General features: G+C 66.4%; 19 protein-coding genes and 1 riboswitch. Of the genes, 13 read left to right on the forward strand and 6 right to left on the reverse strand.

The features are described from left to right. Positions 1–3 precede the first annotated feature (3 nt). Positions 4–753 (reverse strand): recombinase zinc ribbon domain-containing protein, encoded by a 750-nt coding sequence (locus SSA01S_RS16240; RefSeq protein WP_061781206.1) that lies wholly within the window; start codon positions 751–753, stop codon positions 4–6. A 271-nt stretch (positions 754–1024) separates the two neighbouring features. After that, positions 1025–2176, reverse strand: a complete 1152-nt coding sequence (locus SSA01S_RS16245; RefSeq protein WP_240955056.1) for an acetyltransferase domain-containing protein — start codon at positions 2174–2176, stop codon at positions 1025–1027. A 375-nt stretch (positions 2177–2551) separates the two neighbouring features. Here SSA01S_RS16245 and SSA01S_RS16250 point away from each other — a divergent pair, with 375 nt between their 5' ends. Genes SSA01S_RS16250 through SSA01S_RS19270 form a run of 6 tightly spaced genes read left to right on the forward strand, consistent with a single transcriptional unit; the run spans position 2552 to position 6075 of the window. Continuing rightward, positions 2552–2872: a hypothetical protein gene (locus tag SSA01S_RS16250; protein ID WP_061781208.1), complete on the forward strand. Its 321-nt coding sequence runs from the start codon at positions 2552–2554 to the stop codon at positions 2870–2872. A 39-nt stretch (positions 2873–2911) separates the two neighbouring features. Next, a complete protein-coding gene (locus tag SSA01S_RS16255) occupies positions 2912–3289 on the forward strand; it encodes a CsbD family protein (protein ID WP_061781209.1) in 378 nt (125 codons plus the stop codon). Then, positions 3252–4808, forward strand: a complete 1557-nt coding sequence (locus tag SSA01S_RS16260; RefSeq protein WP_061781210.1) for a PAS domain S-box protein — start codon at positions 3252–3254, stop codon at positions 4806–4808. Before SSA01S_RS16255 ends, SSA01S_RS16260 begins: the two co-directional genes overlap by 38 nt. After that, on the forward strand, positions 4805–4987 hold the full coding sequence (locus tag SSA01S_RS16265) for a hypothetical protein (RefSeq protein WP_061781211.1): 183 nt from the start codon (positions 4805–4807) through the stop codon (positions 4985–4987). The genes SSA01S_RS16260 and SSA01S_RS16265 overlap by 4 nt, the downstream gene beginning before the upstream one ends. A 2-nt stretch (positions 4988–4989) precedes the next feature. Beyond that, positions 4990–5868 carry a hypothetical protein gene (locus SSA01S_RS16270; RefSeq protein WP_061781212.1) on the forward strand — a complete coding sequence of 293 codons (879 nt, stop codon included), beginning with the start codon at positions 4990–4992 and terminating at the stop codon, positions 5866–5868. A gap of 60 nt (positions 5869–5928) precedes the next feature. After that, complete coding sequence (locus SSA01S_RS19270) at positions 5929–6075, forward strand: entericidin A/B family lipoprotein (protein ID WP_082669938.1); 147 nt, start codon at positions 5929–5931, stop codon at positions 6073–6075. Positions 6076–6216: 141 nt separating this feature from the next. Here the strand turns inward: SSA01S_RS19270 and SSA01S_RS16275 are convergent, their stop codons facing one another. After that, on the reverse strand, positions 6217–6534 hold the full coding sequence (locus tag SSA01S_RS16275) for a hypothetical protein (protein ID WP_061781219.1): 318 nt from the start codon (positions 6532–6534) through the stop codon (positions 6217–6219). A gap of 88 nt (positions 6535–6622) precedes the next feature. Next, positions 6623–6841, forward strand: a riboswitch (cobalamin riboswitch). Between the two features lie 180 nt (positions 6842–7021). Here SSA01S_RS16275 and SSA01S_RS16280 point away from each other — a divergent pair. The 5 genes from SSA01S_RS16280 (at position 7022) to SSA01S_RS16300 (ending at position 12720) form a co-directional block, all read left to right on the forward strand. Beyond that, positions 7022–9184: a TonB-dependent receptor gene (locus SSA01S_RS16280; protein WP_061781220.1), complete on the forward strand. Its 2163-nt coding sequence runs from the start codon at positions 7022–7024 to the stop codon at positions 9182–9184. Positions 9185–9206: 22 nt separating this feature from the next. Next, entirely contained in the window at positions 9207–10598 is a 1392-nt protein-coding gene (locus SSA01S_RS16285; protein ID WP_240954708.1) for a hypothetical protein, read from the forward strand. Between the two features lie 53 nt (positions 10599–10651). Further along, the gene (locus SSA01S_RS16290) at positions 10652–11323 is read left to right on the forward strand and encodes a glutathione S-transferase family protein (protein WP_007405605.1); all 672 of its coding nucleotides are present in this window, start codon (positions 10652–10654) and stop codon (positions 11321–11323) included. Next, positions 11310–11669 carry a tRNA-binding protein gene (locus SSA01S_RS16295; protein ID WP_170171594.1) on the forward strand — a complete coding sequence of 120 codons (360 nt, stop codon included), beginning with the start codon at positions 11310–11312 and terminating at the stop codon, positions 11667–11669. Before SSA01S_RS16290 ends, SSA01S_RS16295 begins: the two co-directional genes overlap by 14 nt. A 118-nt stretch (positions 11670–11787) precedes the next feature. Continuing rightward, positions 11788–12720, forward strand: a complete 933-nt coding sequence (locus SSA01S_RS16300; protein ID WP_061781214.1) for an alpha/beta hydrolase — start codon at positions 11788–11790, stop codon at positions 12718–12720. Positions 12721–12864: 144 nt separating this feature from the next. Here the strand turns inward: SSA01S_RS16300 and pepN are convergent, their stop codons facing one another. Next, on the reverse strand, positions 12865–15468 hold the full coding sequence (pepN, locus tag SSA01S_RS16305) for an aminopeptidase N (RefSeq protein WP_061781215.1): 2604 nt from the start codon (positions 15466–15468) through the stop codon (positions 12865–12867). A 127-nt stretch (positions 15469–15595) separates the two neighbouring features. Between pepN and SSA01S_RS16310 the strand changes: the two genes are divergently transcribed. Further along, complete coding sequence (locus SSA01S_RS16310) at positions 15596–17299, forward strand: M28 family metallopeptidase (RefSeq protein ID WP_082795150.1); 1704 nt, start codon at positions 15596–15598, stop codon at positions 17297–17299. A gap of 62 nt (positions 17300–17361) precedes the next feature. Next, entirely contained in the window at positions 17362–18216 is an 855-nt protein-coding gene (locus SSA01S_RS16315) for a Rossmann-fold NAD(P)-binding domain-containing protein (protein WP_061781216.1), read from the forward strand. Here SSA01S_RS16315 and SSA01S_RS16320 read toward each other — a convergent pair. Then, a complete protein-coding gene (locus tag SSA01S_RS16320; RefSeq protein WP_061781217.1) occupies positions 18126–19046 on the reverse strand; it encodes a DMT family transporter in 921 nt (306 codons plus the stop codon). The genes SSA01S_RS16315 and SSA01S_RS16320 overlap by 91 nt on opposite strands. After that, positions 19043–20059 (reverse strand): threonine aldolase family protein, encoded by a 1017-nt coding sequence (locus SSA01S_RS16325; protein WP_061781218.1) that lies wholly within the window; start codon positions 20057–20059, stop codon positions 19043–19045. Before SSA01S_RS16325 ends, SSA01S_RS16320 begins: the two co-directional genes overlap by 4 nt. Positions 20060–20221: the final 162 nt, after the last annotated feature.

Here is a 20221-nt window from a genome sequence, read left to right on the forward strand (position 1 = left end):
CCGCTATAGAACGAAAACGCCGCCCTCACGGGCGGCGTTTTCGTTTATGGCGTACGCCACCAGCGACGCCACGCTGGCCACCACCTCTGCCGCGGGACCCTCCGGTTCATCCGGATAGATCGTCACGCTCTCGATAAGCCGCGACATGATCGATGCAGCCTGCCCGCGTACCGCAGGATCTTCCAGTGTGCTGCGCAGGGCGGCGATCCGCGCCTCAAACTGAGCCTGCAGAACGGATGGCGTTGGAAGCAGGGGAGGCGAGACCACACCCCCGTCGACGGTGGCGTTTCGCAAAATCAGGCGGGCCTTTTCCGCTTCCCGTTCGTCGATCATCTGACACAGGGCGAGGGTCGCGATACCCGCCAGCAGATTTTCATACAGATTGCCAAGTTCGCGCTCCAGTTGCTGCAGCCGGATCCTGGCCGTGTCAGCCTCATGGCTGTCGATCCGGGCAAGCCGCGTGGCTTCGCGCTCATATTCCGCAATGAACAGGCGGACATGGTCTTCGGTGAGCAGGTGGTGCTGGATAGCCGTCAGGCTTGCCTCTTCCAGGGGCCCCTTGCGGACCGATAGCCTGTTGTCACAGGTGCCACGTTCCTTCTGACCGGCGCAGCGATAATAGTCCTTGCTGCTGATCGTGTAGTTGGAGCCGCAGCAACTGCATCGGATCAGGCCGGATAGCAGATGCCTGTTGCGATTACCTTGGGCCAGCGGTGGCGACGTCGACCGCTTTCCCCATCTCGCCGCAGCCATGATCTGGCTATGCTGACGTCGATCCGGCCTAGCGGGTTGGAGATGCGGATAGTATCATTCGGGGGAGCAAGAGGCCGTAACGCGTAAAACCGTTCTAACCATCGGCTTGGCAAAGCATCTCATCGCTTTCCGTCAACGCCCGCTTTCCTTCGCGATGTGATCCGAGGGCAGGCATAGGAATGATCAAGGCGAAGTCATAAGTCGTCCGCGTTATCCTGCTGGGCAGAGACATGTTACCTCAATGGTCGCCTCCGTCAGCGATCGACGCGGCTCAGAAATATTTGAGCCAGCCGATATCCTTGCGCCGCTGCTTGAGCCCGGCGAACCAGCGTGTAGGGACGTAAAGCGGTACGATCAGCGCGATCCACAGCCCCCATATCCAGGGTATCGAGGGCAGGCCGAAGACCATGCCGTGATTGGTGCCCCAAAGGGCAAGGCCGAGCAGGTACAGGCCGCGCAGGATATAGAGGTGGAAGAGGTAGAAGAACATCGGCGCGCCGCCGAAGACCGCCAGCCAGCCGATCACCCGTATGTCCGCCATCCGCTCGAACAGCGCCAGCAGCAACAGGCCCACGCCCAGCGTCGACATCAGGAACAGTAGAGACGGCGGGTATTTGGTCAGGGCCAGGACGCTCATGGCCGTACGCAAAGGCGCGTCTGCGACCACGAACCAGGGGGCATCGCCATAGATGTTGAGCGCGCGCAGCAGGACAAAACCGACGAGCAGCAGCGCGCCGGTCCGCACCAGCCGCTTGCGTCGCGTGGCGGCATCGCCGTTGGCGAACCATGGCCCGACGGCCCAGCCCAGAGCGATCACGCCGAACCACGGCAGCACGGGATAGCTGAAGCGGACTGGAAATCCCTGAATCGTCACCATCGCGCGGTCATGTAGGAACGACCAAACAAGATGCAGCGGATGTCCTTCCGCTACAGTCACGGGATCGAGGAGATTATGTCCGGCGACGATGCCGATGCCGATCGCGGCGACCACCTTGTGCGGCAGGTGGATCAGCGCGGCGAGCACGATCATGCTCAGGCCGATCGCCCAGATGACCTGGAGATACAAGATCGTCGGTGGGAATTGCGCGCGCCAGACGAAATTGACGAGCGTCAGTTCGAGCAGGATCAGGAATGCGCCCCGTTTGAGGAGGAAGGCGCTGGTCTGGGCCCTGCTGTGCTTTTGCGAGTAGAGATAGGCGCTGAGCCCGGTCAGAGCGACGAAGACGGGAGCACACAAGGTGCTGGTCAGGCGAGTGAAGAAATAAGCGGGATCGGTGGTCGTTGCGTCGACCGGATCGGCGACCGGCACCCAGAGCAGGAATGTCTCGCGCACATGGTCGAGCAGCATCAACAGCATGACGAAACCCCGCAGCGCATCGATGCTGGCCAGCCGCGTGCTGGCGCGTGCGGTGGGCTTGGTCATGGACAGGGGACGGATGGGGGCCGTCATGATGCTCGCCATCAGGCGGGACTCCAAAGCTATCGGTAATGCGTCGGCTAGCCGACCACAGCGCGGAAATGGCATGAAATAACATAACGTTCAACAAGGGGTAGTGTTGAATGGCCGTGGGTGATGCACGATCGGCGGAGCGCAAAGGGGGTGCTTTTGCACCTGAGTTTTGCCGATCATTTACATACGTCGTCCGCCGGATGCCCGCATTTCCCAGGCTTCCACGGCGGAATAGGTACAAGCCTACCTAGCCTTACGCGCAAAAATACCAGGAACAGCTTAACTTATCATAGGTTGTACCCGGCCAGATCGGTCGCATTTTCGCCGCCGGTTCTACGGGAGACTCCGGTGGTCAAAATCGTCGCAAGCATCGGCATCGCCTTGACGGCGGTCGCCTGCACGCCGCCGTCGACGCGCATCGCCACCGGGCTGGAGCGCTATGGCCTGGACAGCCAGCGCTCGACCTGTGTTGGCCAGCGGCTGGAGCGCAACCTGTCGATCGGCCAGTTGCAGCAGTTAGGCAATGCCGCCGCGGCCTATCGTCGCGACGACCCCGATCCGTCGCAGCTGACGGTTGGCGACCTGATCCGGGTCGCAGGCGAGATCAAGGACCCGCGCGTCGCGCTGGAGGTCGGCAAGGCCGCCGCCGGTTGTGGCGTCGCGCCCTGATCCCGCGATCGATCTTCTTTTTTCATTCGGAGACGAACGATGAACAAGCATGAACTGCACGGCAATGCGCGCCATCTGGGCGGCAAGGTGGAAAAGGCGATCGGCGACATGGTCGACAGCCGCGACTGGAAAGTGGCGGGCGTCACCGATCAGGTCGCGGGCAGCGCCGAGCATATGTTCGGCCGTGCCCAGTCCGTCGCGGGCGAGGTCGCCGATGCGACCCCCAGCCTGATCGAGGAAGCGCGCGAGCGGATCGGCGATGTCGCCGATCGTTCGGTCGCCGCCACACGTCGCGGATCGGGCAAGGCCGTAGAGGCGGTTCGTGCCCATAACGGCAATAACGGCGTCGTCTGGGCGGTCGTCGCGGCGTTGGGCGGCTATGCGTTGGCCGCACTGGTCCACGGGCGCCGGAACTGAGGCACGCGCCTTGGCCCCCTCGCTTGCCTCTTTGCGGGATACCGTCGACCTCCGGCACTTGCGACAGATCGTCGCGGGGCTGGACGAGGGGGTAATCCTGATCGACCCCGACCAGAGCCTGCTCTGGGCGAACGACGCCGCGCTGACCATGCACGGGGTCGAGCGTCTGGAGCAGCTCGGCCGGACGGTTGACGAGTATCGCGGCCGATTCCAGCTGCGTTACCGCAACAACCATCGGCTGGAGGCCGATGACTATCCGGTCGAGCGGGTCGCGGCGGGCGAGCGCTTTTCCGAGGTCGTGGTCGAGGTGATTGTTGCGGGCGAGTTGCAGCCGCGCTGGGTCCATCAAGTGCGCAGCCTGGTACTCAACGACCGTGATGATGGCGAGCCGGCGTGCGTCGTCCTGGTCATCCAAGACGTCACCGCCCGCTATGAGGCCGAGGATCGGTTCGAGCAGTCGTTCAACGCCAACCCTGCCCCCGCGATCATCTGTCGCCTCGCCGATCTGCGCTTCGTCAAGGTCAATCAGGGCTTTGTCGAGATGACCGGCTTTCCGCGCGACCAGGTGCTGTGCCGCACGGTCTATGACATCGACGTGCTGCGCGGGGCCGAGCGGCAGGAACTGGCCAAGGAACGGCTGGCGGAAGGGCGAACCATTCCGCAGATGGAGGCGGAGCTGGCCCTGCCGGGTGGTGGGACCAAGTTGGTCATCGTGGCAGGGCAGCCGATCGACATGGGCGATCAGCCCTGCATGTTGTTCACCTTCGCCGATCTGGAGCCACGCCGAAAGGCTGAGTCCGCGCTGCGCCATAGCGAGGAGCGGTTCACCCGCACCTTCCAGATGGCGCCGGTGCCGATGGCGATCGGTGCCCGCGACGGGCATGTGCTGTGCGAGGTCAATGCCAGCTTCACCGCGTTGACCGGTTACGGTTCGACGGACATCGTCGGGCGGTCGCTCGCCGATGTCGGGCTGTGGTCCAGTGACGCGGCGCGGGGCGAGGTGGAGGTCGCGATCGACGAGGGCCGCGACCTGCGCGGCTTCGAGGCGCGGATCGTCGCCAAGGACGGCGGCCTGAGCGACTGTCTGGTGTCAACCGAACTCATTACGCTGGGCGACGATGCCTGTGTGCTGTGGGCGTTCCAGGACATCACCCAACGCAAGGCCACCGAGCTGGAGCTGGTCGAGGCGATCGATGCGGTGATGAAGGACACCAGCTGGTTCAGCCGGTCGATCATGGACAAGCTGGCCCGGTTGCGCGCGCCGAAGGCGGAGCCGGATGGTGCCGGGCTGGACGACCTGACCGCGCGCGAGCGCGAGGTACTGGGTCTGATCTGTCGCGGGCTGGACGACAAGAGCATCGCGCGGGCGCTGGGCGTGTCGGGCAACACCGTGCGCAACCATGTCGCGCGGATCTACGCCAAGATCGGTGTGAACCGGCGCACCGCTGCTGCCGCCTGGGCCCATGCCCGTGGCTTTGACGGCGAGGGCGTGCTGGGCCGCCGGGAGGTCGCTGCATGAGTGACAAGACATCCAAGGTTCCGGTCGATCGCGTCCGCCGCGCCCAGGGCGCCGCGCGCGAGACGATCGGCAAGCTGATCGGCGACGACGCCGAGATTCGTCAGGGGCGAAAACAACAGGAGGCGGCCGGCCGCAAGACCTCGACCGAGCCCGCCCGGACATCGAAAGAACAGGAGTGAATATGGCTACGCATGCAGCGCACGGCTACGTGCCCGAAGAGACCGCGATCATCCGCGCCGGTCGCCGGATTTCGTGGGGCGCGATCTTTGCCGGTGTGGTGATCGCGGTCGCGGTCCAGTTGGTGATGGGCATCCTTGGCACTGGCATCGGCCTGTCGATGGTCGATCCGGTCGAGGGTTCGACGCCGGGCGCGACGGGCTTTGGCATCGGTGCGGGCCTCTATTGGCTGATCACCACGGTGGTAGCACTGGGCGCGGGTGGCTATGCGGCCGCGCGCGTGTCGGGGGTGACGGAGAAGTTCGACGCGCTGGTCCATGGCTTGGTTGTGTGGGGCGTCACGCTGATCCTGACGCTGTATCTGCTGACCTCGGCGGTCGGCGGCATCATCGGCGGCGCATTCCGCACGGTCGGCGCAGTGGCGGGGGCCGCCGGTTCGACCGTGGGGGCTGCGGCCCCGCGCGTCGCACAGGTCGCTGGTGTCGACCAGAATGATATCCAGCAGGAAGCGGCCAAGTATCTGACCGAAACCCCCACCGACCCGGCGCAGATGACGCCCGAGCAGGCGCAGAAGGAAATTGCCAAGCAGCTGCCCGCTATGGCGCGCGGTGGTGCTGACGGCGTGAAGGCTGAATCGCGGGTGGTCGATATCGTCGCGGCTCAGCGCAAGATCAGCCGTGACCAGGCCCAGGCCCAGGTCAATCAGGCCAAGGCCGATTTCGTGAAGACCAAGAACGAAACCGTCCAGACTGCCAAGTCGGCCGCCGATGCCGCCGCCGGGGCCGGGGCCAAGACCTCGTTCATCCTGGTGCTCGCGCTACTGGTCGGCGCCGGTGCCTCCGCCTTTGGCGCAACGTCGGCCGCGCGCCGCCGCCTGCGCTGAGTACCCGCGGCGGGCCGGCGTATCGGGCCCGCCGCATCCCCCTTTTTTGAGAAGATCGTCATGACCAAGAAGATCGCTTTGGGTGCTACCCTCTTCGCCGTACTGACGCTGTCGGCCTGCAACACGGTCAACGGCGCAGGCCGCGACCTGCGCTCGGCCGGGTCCGCGATTTCGGACGCTTCGGGCGAGAACAAGCCGAAGAAGTAAATTCTGACCAATCCTCCCCTGCAAGGGGAGGGTGTTCGGGATGGTGGAGGGGAGTGGCAGGTCAAACCCGCCCTGCGGGTTTGAGGATTGCCGGGATCAATCCGGCCTGCCACTCGCTATCGAGAGGGTGACGCCCTTACGTCAGGGCTTCGCCTTGCCACCTCCCCTGCCAGGGGAGGATTTCTTTTGCCCCTCCGGCGGTGCATCCGCCTCGACCAGTTCAACGATCTCGAATTGGTATCCGACCCAGCCGCGCTGCCGCACCGCTTCTGCCATGGCGGCATCGTTCGCCATTGCCGCCTTGCGTGACTTGGCATGGCCCCAGAAAACTTCGGTCTTACCCCCGCCCAGATCGGCGACGATCCGCCAATAATGGGTAAAGGGTTGGGAGGTTGGGCCGATCGTCTTCACATAGCCATCGGGCATCGTTGCGATCAGATAGCGGTTCCTGCGTGCCATCGGCCTTCCATAGCGCAAGCCTGCCGCGGCCTCATCCCGCTTGACGCACGCCATGGCGACCGCCTAGCGATACGAGGCCGGAATGATCCGGCGATATGATCGCGCCGGTTCCCCCGACAAGGGGGATTAAAAGGGAACACGGTGAGGGCCTTGGCCCAAATCCGCGGCTGTCCCTGCAACTGTAAGCGGTGAGCGGCGATGCACGGGCCGACCGTCTGGTCGATCCAGCCACTGGGGCAACCTGGGAAGGCGCATTCGTCCGCGATGACCCGTGAGCCAGGAGACCTGCCGGCGTCAGGTCGCTCATGCCCGGTCCAGGGGATGGTCGAGGCTAGGTCCGTTCCGACGAGCGACGCCATAAGTGGCGGAGGCGCATGGGTGGCCCTGTGGAATGCGGAAAATGGCGTGCCGCACGCAGGGCATCCGGCCGTTCGGCAACGATCGGAAGGCCTCGGCTTGTTCGCGACAAGACGCTATGGGCAATGAAATGATATATCGTAACCGATTCGGACAGGTCCAACTTGGCCTGTGGGGTGGCGCGGCGCTTCTGCTGGGGGCAACCGACGCGAGGGCGCAAAAGGCTGGGGAGCCGGGCGGCGACGCCACCGTGCTGGTCATCGGGACGCGGGAGAAACAGGCGCTCGACACACCCAATGCCACTGGTAGTCGCCTGGGCCTAACCCCGCTGGAGACACCCGCCAGTATCACCTCGCTGGATGGCGGGACGATCCGCGCCCGCGGCGACCTGTCGATCATCGAGGCGGAGACGCGTGCGCCCGGCCTGTCGAGCGTCGCCAATCCGGGCAATGGCGGTACGGCGCTCGCCGCACGAGGCTTTTCGGGGCAGGGGTCGGTGCTGCAACTGATCGACGGGGTGCGGCTGTTCCCGGCGGCGGGGACGATCACCTTCCCGACCGACCCCTGGATGGTCGAGCGCATCGACGTGCTGGGCGGCCCCGCCTCGGTCCTCTATGGGCAAGGCGCACTGGGTGGCGCGGTGAATGTCGTGATGCGCGCGCCCACCGCGCAGACCCATGGCCAGGCTGAGATCGGCTATGGCGGGCAGGACAGTTTCCGCGCCGCCGCCGGGCTGGGTGGGCCGTTGACCCCAACACTGGGTTACCGGGTGGATGCCAGCTATCGCCGCTCGGATGGCTATGTCGATCGGGGGCGTTCGGACAGCGTCGCGCTGTCGGGCACGCTGCGCTGGACGCCGTCCTCGATGCTGGCGGTGACGGTGCGCGGCGATCATGGCGACCAGCGGCCCATGGTTTATTTCGGTACGCCGCTGATCGACGGGCGGCTCGACCTGCGCGTACGGGATCGCAACTATAATGTCGGCGATGGGCGGATGCGCTTCCGCGACGACCGCGCCTCGATCCGGGTCGACTGGACGCCGAGCAATGCGATCAGCCTGTCCAACATCGCCTATGTGCTGACCAGCGGCCGGTTCTGGCGCAATCTGGAGAATTATTGCTGGGTTGCTGCGAGTGGCGCGTGCGCGGACGGATCGACGGGCAATCCGACCACGATCCGGCGGAACAGCAATTACGGCATCCGCCACGACCTGACCCAATGGGGCGACCAGGCCAGTGCGACTTGGCGTACCGGTATCGCACCGGGCATCACGAACGCGCTGGTCGTCGGCTTGGACGCCAATCTGGTCCGCTTCACCCATGAGAACGACTTCGGCTCGGTCGAACAGGTCGATGCGGTCGACCCCTTTGCCTTCGATCCCGGTCGCTTCCTGGATACGCAGGGGATCGCGCCGCGCTATCGCACCCGCACCACCGCGCTGGCGGTGTTTGCCGAGGACCGGGTGACGCTGGGCCCGAAATGGTCGGTGGTCGGCGGCGTCCGTTACGAGGTGGACACGGTTCGCCGCTGGACCGTCGCCGCGCCCGATCGCTTCGTGCTGGAAAAGACGTTCCGCAACGCGACGTGGCGCGCGGGGCTGGTCTATCAGCCGGTGCCGACCCTGTCGCTTTATGCGCAATACGCCACGGGCGTCGATCCGCTGGGCACGCTGACCACCGTGTCGACCGGGCAGGTCCAGTTCAGCAATGCGCGGGGCCATCAGGTCGAGGCGGGGGCCAAGTGGCTGTTCGCGAACGGACACGGCACCGCGACGCTGGCTGCCTATCGTATCGTCAAGACGGGGCTGCTGGCCCAGCGCACTCTGGCGAGCCCCGTCGAGCAGGTGGGCCAGCGATCCTCGCAGGGCGTCGAGGCGGCGGTGACGCTCGATCTGCCGCAAGGCTTCGGGATCGACGCGAACGGCACGCTGCTGGATGCGCGGTTCGACGATTTCCGCTCCGGCGGCGTGGACTATAGCGGCCGCACCCCGCCGAACGTGCCTGAGGCACTGGCCAATCTCTGGCTACGCTGGGATGCCTCGGCCAAGCTACAGGCGCGCGCCGGGCTGCGTTATGTCGGGCGGCGCTTCTCCGATAATGGCGGTGCGTTCCGCATCCCGGGCTATGCGACGGTGGACACCACCTTGTCCTATGCGCTGACGCCGCATCTGGCGGTCGATGTCCGTGTCTATAACCTGTTCGACAAGGCCTATGCGGTGACGGCGTACGGCGACCAGCAATGGATATTGGGCCGCCCGCGCGCGCTGGATATTGGCGTTCGTGCCGGGTTCTGACCGGTCTTGGGGGAAGGCGGCTTTGCGGCTTGCCTTCCTCGCCCATCGTTGGGTCGGGATCGTCACCTGCCTGTTCTTCGCCATGTGGTTCGCGAGCGGGCTGGTGATGCTTTACGTGCCCTATCCGTCGTTAGAGCCGGCGGAGAGCTGGGCGAGAGCACAACCGATCGACTGGGCGCGGGTGGGCCCAGCGCCCGTGGCGCCGGACGCCCGGCGGATCACGCTGGAAATGCGCGACTCCGCGCCGGTCTGGCGGATCGAGAGCCGCGACGGCGACACCCGCATCCTGTCGGCGGACGGCGGAGCGGTCACCCCCGTCGATGCCGCCCTGGCCACACGAGTCGCCACGCGGTTTGCGGGGCCGGTCCGCCACGTCGAGCGGATCGCCGACGATCAGTGGACAGTGGCGGGCGGGTTCGACCGGTATCGCCCCTTGTGGAAGGTCGCGCTGGGCGATGCGGTGGGAACCGAACTCTATATCTCTAGCCAGACCGGCCAGCCGGTGCAGCGGACGACACGGGGGCAGCGGTTTTGGAACTGGCTGGGCTCGGTTCCGCACTGGATCTATCCGACCCTGTTGCGCCGGGCTCGCGAGACTTGGCGGCAGGCGGTGATGTGGGTGGCGGGCCCGTGCATCGCGGTGGCGCTGACTGGCCTGTGGATCGGCATATTACGGCTTAGGGCGGGGCGACGGCGCTATCGCGGCGGGCGGATGACGCCCTATCGCGGCTGGATGCTCTGGCACCATGTCAGCGGACTGGCGGGCGGTGTGATGCTGACGACCTGGATCGTCAGCGGCTGGCTGTCGGTCGATCCGGGGCACGCCTTTGCCGGGGGCGAAGCGCCCGCGGCGGCGATGCGGGCCTATGCCGGGCGAGCAGGAGAGCCGCATGACCTCGACCGGCTGGCCCGGATCGCGCCACATGCGCGCACCGTCGAGTGGAGCGGGGACGCCGGGTTCGCCCGGATCGCGATCGACCGCACCTCGCCGCATCCGCTTTGGCTGGAGCAGGCGACGCTGGCCGCCGCCCGGGCCACCGATCCGTTACGCGCCGCGATGCTGGTGCCGGACGGACGGCGGGTGGCGCGTGACTGGCTGGCGCGGCCCGATTTCTACTGGACCGATGCGACACGGCTGCCCCTCTGGCGATTGCGTTTCGACGATGCGGCGGCGACCTGGCTCTATGTCGATCCGATGAGCGGCGCGCTGGTCGAGCGGCAGGATGGCACGCGGCGCGCTTATCGCTGGGCCTATACGCTGCTCCACACCTGGGACTGGCCGTGGCTGACCGCGCATTTTTGGGTCTGGACCGGCTGGATGTGGCTCTGGTCGTTGGCCGGTTTGGTCCTGTCGATCAGCGGTATCGTGCTCGGGCAGCGAAGGTTGCGCCGCCCCGCGCGCGGGAAAGGGTGAAAAGCGCGCCATCGGGGTTGGCGTCGCGCGTCCCGCCCGCTTAAGTGGGCGGCATGTGGCAACTCTACCAATTCCCGCTCTGTCCCTTTTCCCGCAAGGTCCGGCTGTTGCTGGGCGAGAAGGGCGTCGGATACGAGTTGGTGCGCGAGTCGCCGTGGCAGCGGCGTGACGAGTTCCTCGACATGAACCCCGCCGGGCAGACGCCGGTGATGGTCGACGAGGAGCGCGGCGTGCTGCTGGTCGACTCGATGGCGATCAGCGAGTTTTTCGAGGAGACGGTCGAGAAGTCGGCGATGATCAACGGCACCGCCGTCGGTCGCGCCGAGATCCGGCGGTTGGTGACGTGGTTCGACACGCATTTTTATCAGGACGTGACCGGCCCGCTGCTCCACGAACGCATGGTCAAGCGTGTCGCGCGTACCGGCAGCCCCGATGCCAAGGGCCTGCGCGAGGCGATGAAGGCCGCTGTCGGGCATCTCGACTATACCGACTATCTGCTCGACCATCGCAACTGGCTGGGCGGGGCGACGATGAGTCTCGCCGATCTGGCGGCGGCGGCGCAGATTTCGGTCGCTGATTATCTGGGCGGTATCGACTGGAAGGGTCATGAGCAGACCGCGCGCTGGTATCGCGGACTGAAGAGCCGCCCCTCCTTCCGTCCGCTGCTGTCCGAGCGAATGGAGATGGTCACCCCGCCGTCGCATTATGACAATGTCGACTTCTGACGCGCCCGCGCCCCGGATTGGGATCGAGGATTTCCTCGCGGTCGACATCCGCGTCGGCACCGTCATCGCCGCCGAGCCCTTCCCCGAAGCGCGCAAGCCCGCGATCAAGCTGACCATCGATTTCGGTGAGGTGATCGGCGTGAAACGCTCCTCGGCGCAGATCACGCGGCATTACACGCCCGAGACGTTGGTCGGGCGACAGGTGGCGGCGGTGGTCAACTTCCCCCCGCGCCAGATCGGGCCGATGATCTCCGAGGTGCTGACGCTGGGCTTTCCCGATGCGGAGGGGCAGGTGGTGCTGATCGCACCGGACCTGGCCGTGCCCAATGGCGGGCGGCTGTTCTAAGATTTTCTCTTGGGGCTTCTGTCTGTTAGCCTTACCATTTTCGCTTGCGTCTATTACCGCAAGGCGTACCATCCTGCTCCAACCGTAGGGACATAACCCACGGAGGACAGGAGAGGATATGACGTCCAATCGCTGGGCCAGCCATGCGCTGGCCGCTTTGCTAGCGCTCTCGGTGGCCGGACCCGCCTTGGCGCAGTCCGACAAGATGGCTCCGATCGCCATACCCGCGCAGCCGAACGCCATCCCGCTGAATACCGGGCCCCTGCCGGGCGCGACCAACAAGGAAAGCTGGCACAGCCAATATAACAGCGTCTTCGCGCGCAACGTGACCGAGGCGACGCTGACGCCGTTCCTGCCTGATCCGGCAAAGGCGACCGGCACCGCCGTCATCGTCGCGCCGGGCGGCGGGTTCCGCACCCTGTCGATGCAGAATGAGGGCTGGGACGTGGCAAAGGCGCTGGCCGATCGCGGGATCGCGGCGTTCGTGCTCAAATATCGGCTGAACCAGACGCCTGCCGATATGGGCGCGTTCGAGACGTCGATGACCGCGATGTTCTCCAGCGTGGCGCGCCCGGCTGCGCGACCCGATCCGGCGGCGGCGCTGAAGGGCCTGTCGCCCCAGATCGCCGATGCCCGCGCCGCCTTCGCGCTGGTTCGCCAGCGGGCGGGGCAGTGGAAGGTCGACCCGAACCGCATCGGCATGGTCGGCTTTTCGGCGGGTGCGATGCTGACCGTGGCGACCGTGCTCGACGGACAGGCCAAGCCCGCCTTTATCGGCGATATCTATGGCCCGCTTCAGCCGATGACCGTCCCCGCCGACGCACCGCCGATGTTCGCAGCGATCGCCGCCGACGATCCGCTGTTCGCTGGCAAGGGCTTCGGGCTGATCGACCAGTGGATGGCCGCGAAGAAGCCGGTCGAGTTCCACCTGTACGGGCGTGGCGGCCACGGCTTCGGCATGTATCCGAAGGCGACGACCAGCACCGGCTGGTTCGACGCCTTTTACCGCTGGATCGCGATGGAAGGGTTTTTGAAGGCTAAGGCCCAGTAACATTCCTCCCCTGTAAGGGGAGGTGGCATGGCGAAGCCATGACGGAGGGGTGTCCCCGTTGGAGAGGCAAGACCGACCTCACACGTGGTGACACCCCTCCACCAGCTTTGCTGGTCCCCCTCCCCTTGCAGGGGAGGAATAGGGCTATTCGATGCTCTTGGACGCCTGCTCGAACAGGTCCTTGGACAGGCCGGGCGTGCCGACGATGCGGATCAGCTCGGCGCACATCAGCTTGGAGCGCTTCGGATCGAACCGACGCCAGCGACCCAGCGGCGGCAGCAGCTTGGCGGCCGTCTGCGGGTTCAGCCGGTCAAGCGCGATCAGCTGGTCGGCCAGGAAGCGGTAGCCCGAACCATCGGCCGCATTGAACGCGCGCTGGTTCATCCCGAACGCCCCCAGAACCGCACGGGCGCGGTTGGGATTGGCCAGGGTGAAGTCGGGATGCTCGGCCAGCTTTGCGACCGCCGCGCCGGTATCGCTGCGCGACGACAGCGCCTGGGTCTGGAACCACTTGTCCAGCACCAGCGGATTGTCGGCATAGCGCGCGTGGAACCGGGCCAGCGCCTCCTCCCGCTCGGGCGCATCCGAATTGACCAGCGTGGTCAGCGCCGCCTGCCGGTCGGTCATATTGTCCGCCGTCTCGAACTGCGCAAAGGCGAGGGCGGCGGCATCGGGCGCGCCGCTGGCCGCGATATAGCCGAGCGCGACGTTGCGCAGGCGGCGGCGCCCCTTGGCATCGGGCGAATAGACATAAGACCCCTGCGCCATTTCGGCATAGAGCCGCCGCCACACCGGCTCCAGTGCATGGCCCAGTCGCTGTCGCAGTGCCTCGCGCGCGACATGGATGGCGTCCGGGTCGACCGTCACCAGCTGGTCGCCGATGAAATTCTCCGACGGCAGCAGCACGGCTTCGGCGAGGAAGGCGGGCTCCAGCCCCTCGGCGTCCAGCGTGCGGGCGACCGCATCGATCACCGCATCAGCATTCACATCGCCGTGCAGCGTGCCCGCGACCAGCGTGTCGAGCATCAGCTGCTGCATCGCCTCATAGCGGGCGAAGGGATCGTCGTCATGTGCCGACAGGAAGGCGAGGTCCTGCGCGGTGCGGTCGCTTTCGACCACGATGGGGGCGGAAAAGCCGCGATTGATCGACAGGACGGGGCGCTCGGTGACGGCCTCGAAGGTGATCGTCTCGGCCACCTGGTCGAGCAGGACCAGTCGCTCCTCGGTCAGCGGGCGGCCGGTCTCCGCCCCGAACAAACGGACCTTCAGGGGAAGGAGCATCGGCTTCTTGACGCTCTGTCCCGGCGTGGCGGGGACATGCTGGGCCAGGCGCAGCTCGGCACGGCCGCCGCCGGGTTCGTGGCTCAGGCCCGCCGAGACGCGCGGCGTGCCAGCCTGGCTATACCACAGGCGGAATTGTGACAGGTCGATCCCGCCCGCCTCCTCCATGCAGGCAACGAAATCCTCGCAGGTCGCCGCCGTGCCGTCGAACCGGTCGAAATACAGGTCGGTGGCGGCGCGGAACTTCACCGGGCCCAGCATGGTCGCCATCATGCGGATCAGCTCGGCACCCTTGTTATAGATGGTCGCCGTGTAGAAATTGCTGATCTCGATATAGCTTTCGGGGCGCACCGGATGGGCAAGCGGCCCCGAATCCTCGGGAAACTGGCTGGCGCGCAGGCCGCGCACATCCTCGATCCGCTTGACCGCCGCCGATCCCTGGTCGGCGGAGAAACACTGGTCGCGATAGACGGTAAAGCCTTCCTTGAGGCTCAATTGGAACCAGTCGCGACAGGTGATCCGGTTGCCCGACCAGTTGTGAAAATACTCATGGGCGACGACGGCGGCGATCGCGTCGTAATCATAATCGGTCGCGGTGTCGGGGTCGGCCAGGATGTAGCGGCTGTTGAAGATGTTCAGCCCCTTATTCTCCATCGCGCCGAAGTTGAAATCGTCGACTGCGACGATGTTGAACACGTCCAGGTCATATTCGCGGCCATAGACCCGCTCGTCCCACGCCATCGACAGCTTGAGCGCGTGGAGCGCATGGTCCGTCTTCGCGATATCGGCGGCGCGGACCCAGATGCCCAGCTCGACGACGCGGCCGCTCATGGTGGTGAAAGTCGAGGCGTTGACCGCCAGATCACCCGCCACCAGCGCGAACAGATAGGAGGGCTTGGGGAAGGGGTCGTGCCATTCGGCCCAGTGGGTGCCGTCGTCATTCTCGCCGCTCGCCACCGGATCGCCATTGGCGAGCAGCACCGGGAAACGCGCCTTGTCCGCCGTCATGCGCACGCGATAGATGCTCAGCACATCGGGCCGGTCGGGGAAGAAGGTGATGCGGCGGAACCCCTCCGCCTCGCACTGGGTGCACAGATTGCCGCCCGAGGCATAGAGGCCCATCAGCTGGGTGTTGCGGTCGGGCGCGATCATGACCTCGGTCTCGACCAGATGCGCCTCGCCGGGCAGCGCGATGACCAGCTGTTCGCCCTCGATCCGCCAGTCCTGGAACGGCGCGCCGTCGACCTTCACCGACAGCGGTGTCTGCCCCGCGCCGTCCAGCCGCAGCGGCGCGTCATGCGGGCTGTGCCGCTCGACGCTCAGCGCGGCGCGGACGCGGGTGTCGGACGGGTCGAGCGTGAAGTCGAGCGACACCTGCGGCACGGCCCAGGCGGGCGGGCTGTAATCCTCGCGCCGGATGGCGGCGGGGGTCATGCTGGGCTGGGCGGCGCTGCGCTGAATGTCCATGGCGGGACTATAGCCCGTCCCGCCATCCCAGGCCCATGAAAAACGACGCGGGCGGGTGAAGGGCGGGGTTGATCGCAGGTCGGGGCGTGATACCTCTATGTCACACCATCTCCCCGAAAGGTCCTGCATGTCGCGTATGACGGCCCTGTTGCCGCTGCTTTTCCTGTCCACTGCCGCCATCGCGCATGATCACGACCATGGCCAGGCCGCCGCCCCCGCTCCGGCGGCAAAGCCCGCCCCGCAGCGCAGCGCCGCCGAGCGCAATGCCATCGTCACCGCCGCGCTGCCCGAGGATCAGGCCGCGATGAAGGCGCATGTGATGTTCCTGGCGTCAGACGCGATGGCCGGGCGCGAGGCGGGCACGCGCGACTATGACATCGCCGCCCAATATGTCGCCGCGCAATTCTATGCGGCGGGCCTGCGGCCCGGCGGAGAGGATGGCGGCTATCTGCAGAAGGTGCCGCTCGTCGCGTACAACGTCGCCGATAAGGGCAGCGCCTTGTGGACGCCCAAGGGCGGCCAGCCGCAGGAGCTGGTCTTCGGCGAGGACTTCGTACCCTCGGCCGTGCCCGACAAGCGTGAGACCAGCCTCAGCGCGCCGGTCGTCTTTGTCGGTTATGGCATCGACGCCGCGCCCTATGGCCTGACCGATTACAAGGGCGTCGATGTTCGCGGCAAGATCGTCGCTTTCGTCCCCGGCACGCCCGAGGGGCTGGACGGCGAGGCGCGCGCCTTTTTTGGATCGGCGGGCAACAAGGCCTCGCTGGCGGCGGCGCATGGCGCGGTCGGTGCGATCCAGATCGATATGCCGCGCGCCGGGCCCCGCCAGCGGCCCTTCTCGGCGCTGGCCCGCTATTACAATGCGCCGCGCGTGACCTGGGCGAACCCGGACGGTACCGCGCACGCCCTGACGCCCTCGACCCCGGTGCTCGGCACCCTGTCGCAGACCGGCGCGGCCAAGCTGTTCGGCAAGGGCTGGGAGGCGGTCATGAAGGCCGCCGCCTCGACCAAGCCCGCCTATAAGCCGCTGGTCGCGGCGGGCCAGTTGACGGTCGCGTCCAAGACCAGCTTCAAGCCGATGGACAGCAGCAACGTCATCGGTCTGATCCCGGGCAGCGACCCCAAGCTGAAGGATGAAGTGGTCGTCCTGTCGGCGCATCTCGACCATATCGGCACCAATGAGGGTGGTGACGGCGACCGGATCAACAATGGCGCGCTCGACAACGCCATTGGCATCGCCAGCCTGATCGAGGAGGCCAAGCGCTTCAAGGCCGCCGCCGCACCCAAGCGGACCGTGATGTTCCTCGCGGTGACGGCGGAAGAGAAGGGGCTGGTCGGATCGGATTATTTCGCCAACCACCCGACCGTGCCGCTGAAGTCGATCGTCGCCGACGTCAATCTCGACATGCCGATCCTGACCTACAAGTTCGAGGATATGGTGGTGTTCGGCGCGGACCGCTCGACGCTGGGGCCGATCGTGCGCAAGGCAGTGGGGGCGATGGGCCTGCCCGTGTCGCCCGATCCGATGCCGGAGGAAGGCATCTTCGTGCGCTCGGACCATTTCCGCTTCGTGCAGAAGGGCATCCCCTCGGTCTTCCTGTGGCCGGGTCAGGCCGGGCCGGGCAAGGCGGCGGTCAACGACTTCATGAGCCACCGCTATCACCGCCCCGGCGACGAGATCGACCAGGGTATCGACTGGAGCCAGGGGCCGCGCTTCGTCAGCGTGAACTATGCTATCGCCCGCGAGATCGCCGACGCGCCCGAGCGGCCGGTGTGGAACAAGGGCGATTATTTCGGCACGCTCTACAAGGGGCCGATGGCGGCGAAGTAAGGCACCGGGCCGTTGCAGCCAAGCCGCCTTCCATCCGTTCAGCCTGAGCGACGTCGAAGGCCATGTCGGGAGGTAGGGTGAGTCAGCTGTTCGTGTTCGGCCTGGGCTATGCCGCGGGGCACCTCGCGGCCCTGTTGGAGGGCCGTGGCTGGTCCGTGACGGGCACCACCCGTGACGGACGCGGCGGCACCATCCGCTTCGACGACCGGGAGCGCGTAACGGCGGAGATCGCCGCCGCGACGCATATCCTGTCCTCGGTCCCGCCCGAGGACGAGGTGGACCCGGTGCTCGTCACCTATGGCGAGCGTCTCGCCCGGTCGGACGCGTGGCTGGGCTATCTCTCCTCGACCGGTGTCTATGGCGATACAGGCGGCGCCTGGGTGGACGAGAGCGCCGCCATCGGCTCCGGCCGCCGTGTCGCCCGCGCGGTGGCGGATGCGGACTGGCAGGCGCTGGGCGCGCGGGTGTTCCGCCTGCCGGGCATCTACGGTCCCGGCCGCTCGCCGATCGACCGGGTGCGTAGCGGACGGTCGCACCGCGTCGGGCTGCCCGGCCAAGTGTTCAGCCGGGTGCATATCGCCGATATCGTCTCGGGCGTCATCGCCGGGTTCGACGGTCCGGCGGGCGCGTATAATCTGTCGGACGATTTCCCATGCGACCAGGATGCGGTCGTGTCCTATGCCGCCGAACTGGCCGGGCTGGCCCCGCCGCCGCTGGTGCCGCTGGACAGCCTGTCGGCGGCGGCGCGCGGTTTCTATGCCGAGAACCGGCGGGTGGCGAACGGCAAGGCGAAGCGGGTGCTGAACTGGCGTCCCCGCTATCCCGATTACCGGTTGGGCCTGCGCGCCTTGAGCGCGATGACCAGCCCCAGCGCGGTCACCGCCGCACCCGCGCCCGCCAGCAGCGACCAGCGATAGCCCTCGAATATCGTCGACAGGCTCATCGCGATGACCGGCACAATGACGCTGGAATAAGCCGCCTTGGCCGGGCCGATGGTGCGTAGTACGCGGTAATAGAGTGGAAAGGCCAGCGCCGAGGCGAACAGGCCCAGATAGAGGATGCCCAGGATATAGCCTGCGCGCATCTCGAACACCGGCGGGCCGTTCAGAATATAGGCGATCACCGCATCCATTGCTGATCCGACCAGCATCGCGACGCTGAGCGTGGCGTGCATCGGGAAACGCTTGGCGGTGTTGGTCGCCTGCATGACATTGGCGGTCGAGGCCGACAGGATCGCGACCAGCGTCAGGACGATGCCGGTCAGGGCGCGCGCGGGCCCGGCCGGATCGACGCGCGCCTCATGCAGGAACAGCAGTGCCGCCCCCGCCATCGCCACCCCGGAGCCGACCAGCAGCTGCCGCCCCATGCGCTGGCCCAGGAAAAGCCGCGCGAACCCGGCATTGGGAATCAGCAGCATCGCAAAGACCACCGCCACCAGGCCGGAGGTGATGTAACCCTCCGCATGATAGACGAAGTTGAAATTGAGGACGAACTGGAACAGCCCGATCCCGGCGGCGAACAGGAAACCGGTCAGGCCCAGCCGAAAACTCTCCCGTCGGGCCAGCGCGAAGGCCCCCATGGCGAGACCACCGATCAGGAAGCGATAGCTGACCGACCAGGTGGCGGGCACGACCGAGATCTGGTCGCGGATGACCAGCCAGGTCGATCCCCAGATCAGCGTGACGATCGCAAAGGGGATCAGGACGGCGGCGCGGGTCGAGCGGGGGCCGGTGTCGAACTCGCTCACGTCGTGCTCTTATTCAGGGCGGCGATCGCGTCGGCCAGGCGGCCGACCGCGCCTGCGTCGGTGTCCCAGGCGGTGACAAGGCGAATCTCGCCCTCCGCCCAGTCGTAGAAGTCGAAGCCCTGCGCCCGCAGCTTGGCGGTTTCATCGGGGGTGGCGCGCAGGAAGACTTCGTTCGCCTCCACGGCATGGATCAGCCGGTCGCCCGCCGCCTCGGCCAGCCGCTCGGCACAGGCATTGGCCAGCGCGCCGTTGGCGATCCACAGGTCGTTCTCAACCATCGCCAGCACCTGCGCCGCCAGATAGCGTCCCTTGGACATCAGCAGGCCCGCGCGCTTGCGGCGGCGGCGGGTGGCGTCAGCAAGACCGGGTTTGAAGAAAACCAGCGCCTCGGCACTCATCGCGCCGTTCTTGACGAAGCCGAAGGACAGCGCATCCACCCCCGCCTGCCAGGTCAGAGCCGCGGGCGTGCAGCCCAGTCGCGCCACCGCATTGGCGAAGCGCGCGCCATCCATGTGGAAGCCCAGCTTGCGCTCCTTGGCCAAGGCCCCGATCGCAGCCACCTCGTCGGGGTTGTACACCCGACCATATTCGGTGGCGTTGGTGATCGAGATCGCGTGCGGCTGAACCCGGTGGACGTCGTTGGCGATGGCGTCGATCACGGTTCGGATCGTGTCGGGGGTCAGCTTGGCCCCCTCGCCATCGGCCAGCATCAGCTTGGCGCCATGGGTGTAGAATTCGGGCGCGCCGCCTTCGTCATTCTGGATATGCGAGTCGCGGTGGCAAACCACGCCGCCATAAGGCGGACAGAGCGCCGCCAGCGCCAGGCAATTGGCGGCGGTGCCGGTGGGCACCCACAGCACCTCGACATCGGTGCCAAACAGGTCCGACAGCCGCTCGTCCAACGCCTTCGACCAGCGGTCGCCGTCATAGGGGCTGTCCATCTCGTCGGCCCCGACGATGGCCTCCATCACCTTGGGATGGATACGGGCGGCGTTATCCGAGAAGAAGCGCATGGCCAAGGCGTTTGGGGGAGGTGGCGGATCAGGTCAACACCGGCACCCTATGGATGGGGCGGACCGGCAGAGGGAGCGGCTTCTCGAGATTCCTCCCCTGCAAGGGGAGGTGGCAGGCCTTCAGGCCTGACGGAGGGGTATCACCCTATCGATAGCGGGACA

The sequence above is a fragment of the Sphingomonas sanguinis NBRC 13937 genome, from assembly GCF_001591005.1.
GTDB lineage: Bacteria > Pseudomonadota > Alphaproteobacteria > Sphingomonadales > Sphingomonadaceae > Sphingomonas > Sphingomonas sanguinis.

What these genes read in the sequence shown, in the direction of transcription:
- SSA01S_RS16240 (WP_061781206.1), bottom strand. Translation starts at nt 753, where the DNA reads ATGGCTGCGGCGAGATGGGGAAAGCGGTCGACGTCGCCACCGCTGGCC.
- SSA01S_RS16245 (WP_240955056.1), bottom strand. Translation starts at nt 2,176, where the DNA reads ATGACCAAGCCCACCGCACGCGCCAGCACGCGGCTGGCCAGCATCGAT.
- SSA01S_RS16255 (WP_061781209.1), top strand. Translation starts at nt 2,912, where the DNA reads ATGAACAAGCATGAACTGCACGGCAATGCGCGCCATCTGGGCGGCAAG.
- SSA01S_RS16260 (WP_061781210.1), top strand. Translation starts at nt 3,252, where the DNA reads ATGCGTTGGCCGCACTGGTCCACGGGCGCCGGAACTGAGGCACGCGCC.
- SSA01S_RS16265 (WP_061781211.1), top strand. Translation starts at nt 4,805, where the DNA reads ATGAGTGACAAGACATCCAAGGTTCCGGTCGATCGCGTCCGCCGCGCC.
- SSA01S_RS16270 (WP_061781212.1), top strand. Translation starts at nt 4,990, where the DNA reads ATGGCTACGCATGCAGCGCACGGCTACGTGCCCGAAGAGACCGCGATC.
- SSA01S_RS19270 (WP_082669938.1), top strand. Translation starts at nt 5,929, where the DNA reads ATGACCAAGAAGATCGCTTTGGGTGCTACCCTCTTCGCCGTACTGACG.
- SSA01S_RS16275 (WP_061781219.1), bottom strand. Translation starts at nt 6,534, where the DNA reads ATGGCACGCAGGAACCGCTATCTGATCGCAACGATGCCCGATGGCTAT.
- SSA01S_RS16280 (WP_061781220.1), top strand. Translation starts at nt 7,022, where the DNA reads ATGATATATCGTAACCGATTCGGACAGGTCCAACTTGGCCTGTGGGGT.
- SSA01S_RS16290 (WP_007405605.1), top strand. Translation starts at nt 10,652, where the DNA reads ATGTGGCAACTCTACCAATTCCCGCTCTGTCCCTTTTCCCGCAAGGTC.
- SSA01S_RS16295 (WP_170171594.1), top strand. Translation starts at nt 11,310, where the DNA reads ATGTCGACTTCTGACGCGCCCGCGCCCCGGATTGGGATCGAGGATTTC.
- SSA01S_RS16300 (WP_061781214.1), top strand. Translation starts at nt 11,788, where the DNA reads ATGACGTCCAATCGCTGGGCCAGCCATGCGCTGGCCGCTTTGCTAGCG.
- pepN (WP_061781215.1), bottom strand. Translation starts at nt 15,468, where the DNA reads ATGGACATTCAGCGCAGCGCCGCCCAGCCCAGCATGACCCCCGCCGCC.
- SSA01S_RS16310 (WP_082795150.1), top strand. Translation starts at nt 15,596, where the DNA reads ATGTCGCGTATGACGGCCCTGTTGCCGCTGCTTTTCCTGTCCACTGCC.
- SSA01S_RS16315 (WP_061781216.1), top strand. Translation starts at nt 17,362, where the DNA reads ATGTCGGGAGGTAGGGTGAGTCAGCTGTTCGTGTTCGGCCTGGGCTAT.
- SSA01S_RS16325 (WP_061781218.1), bottom strand. Translation starts at nt 20,059, where the DNA reads ATGCGCTTCTTCTCGGATAACGCCGCCCGTATCCATCCCAAGGTGATG.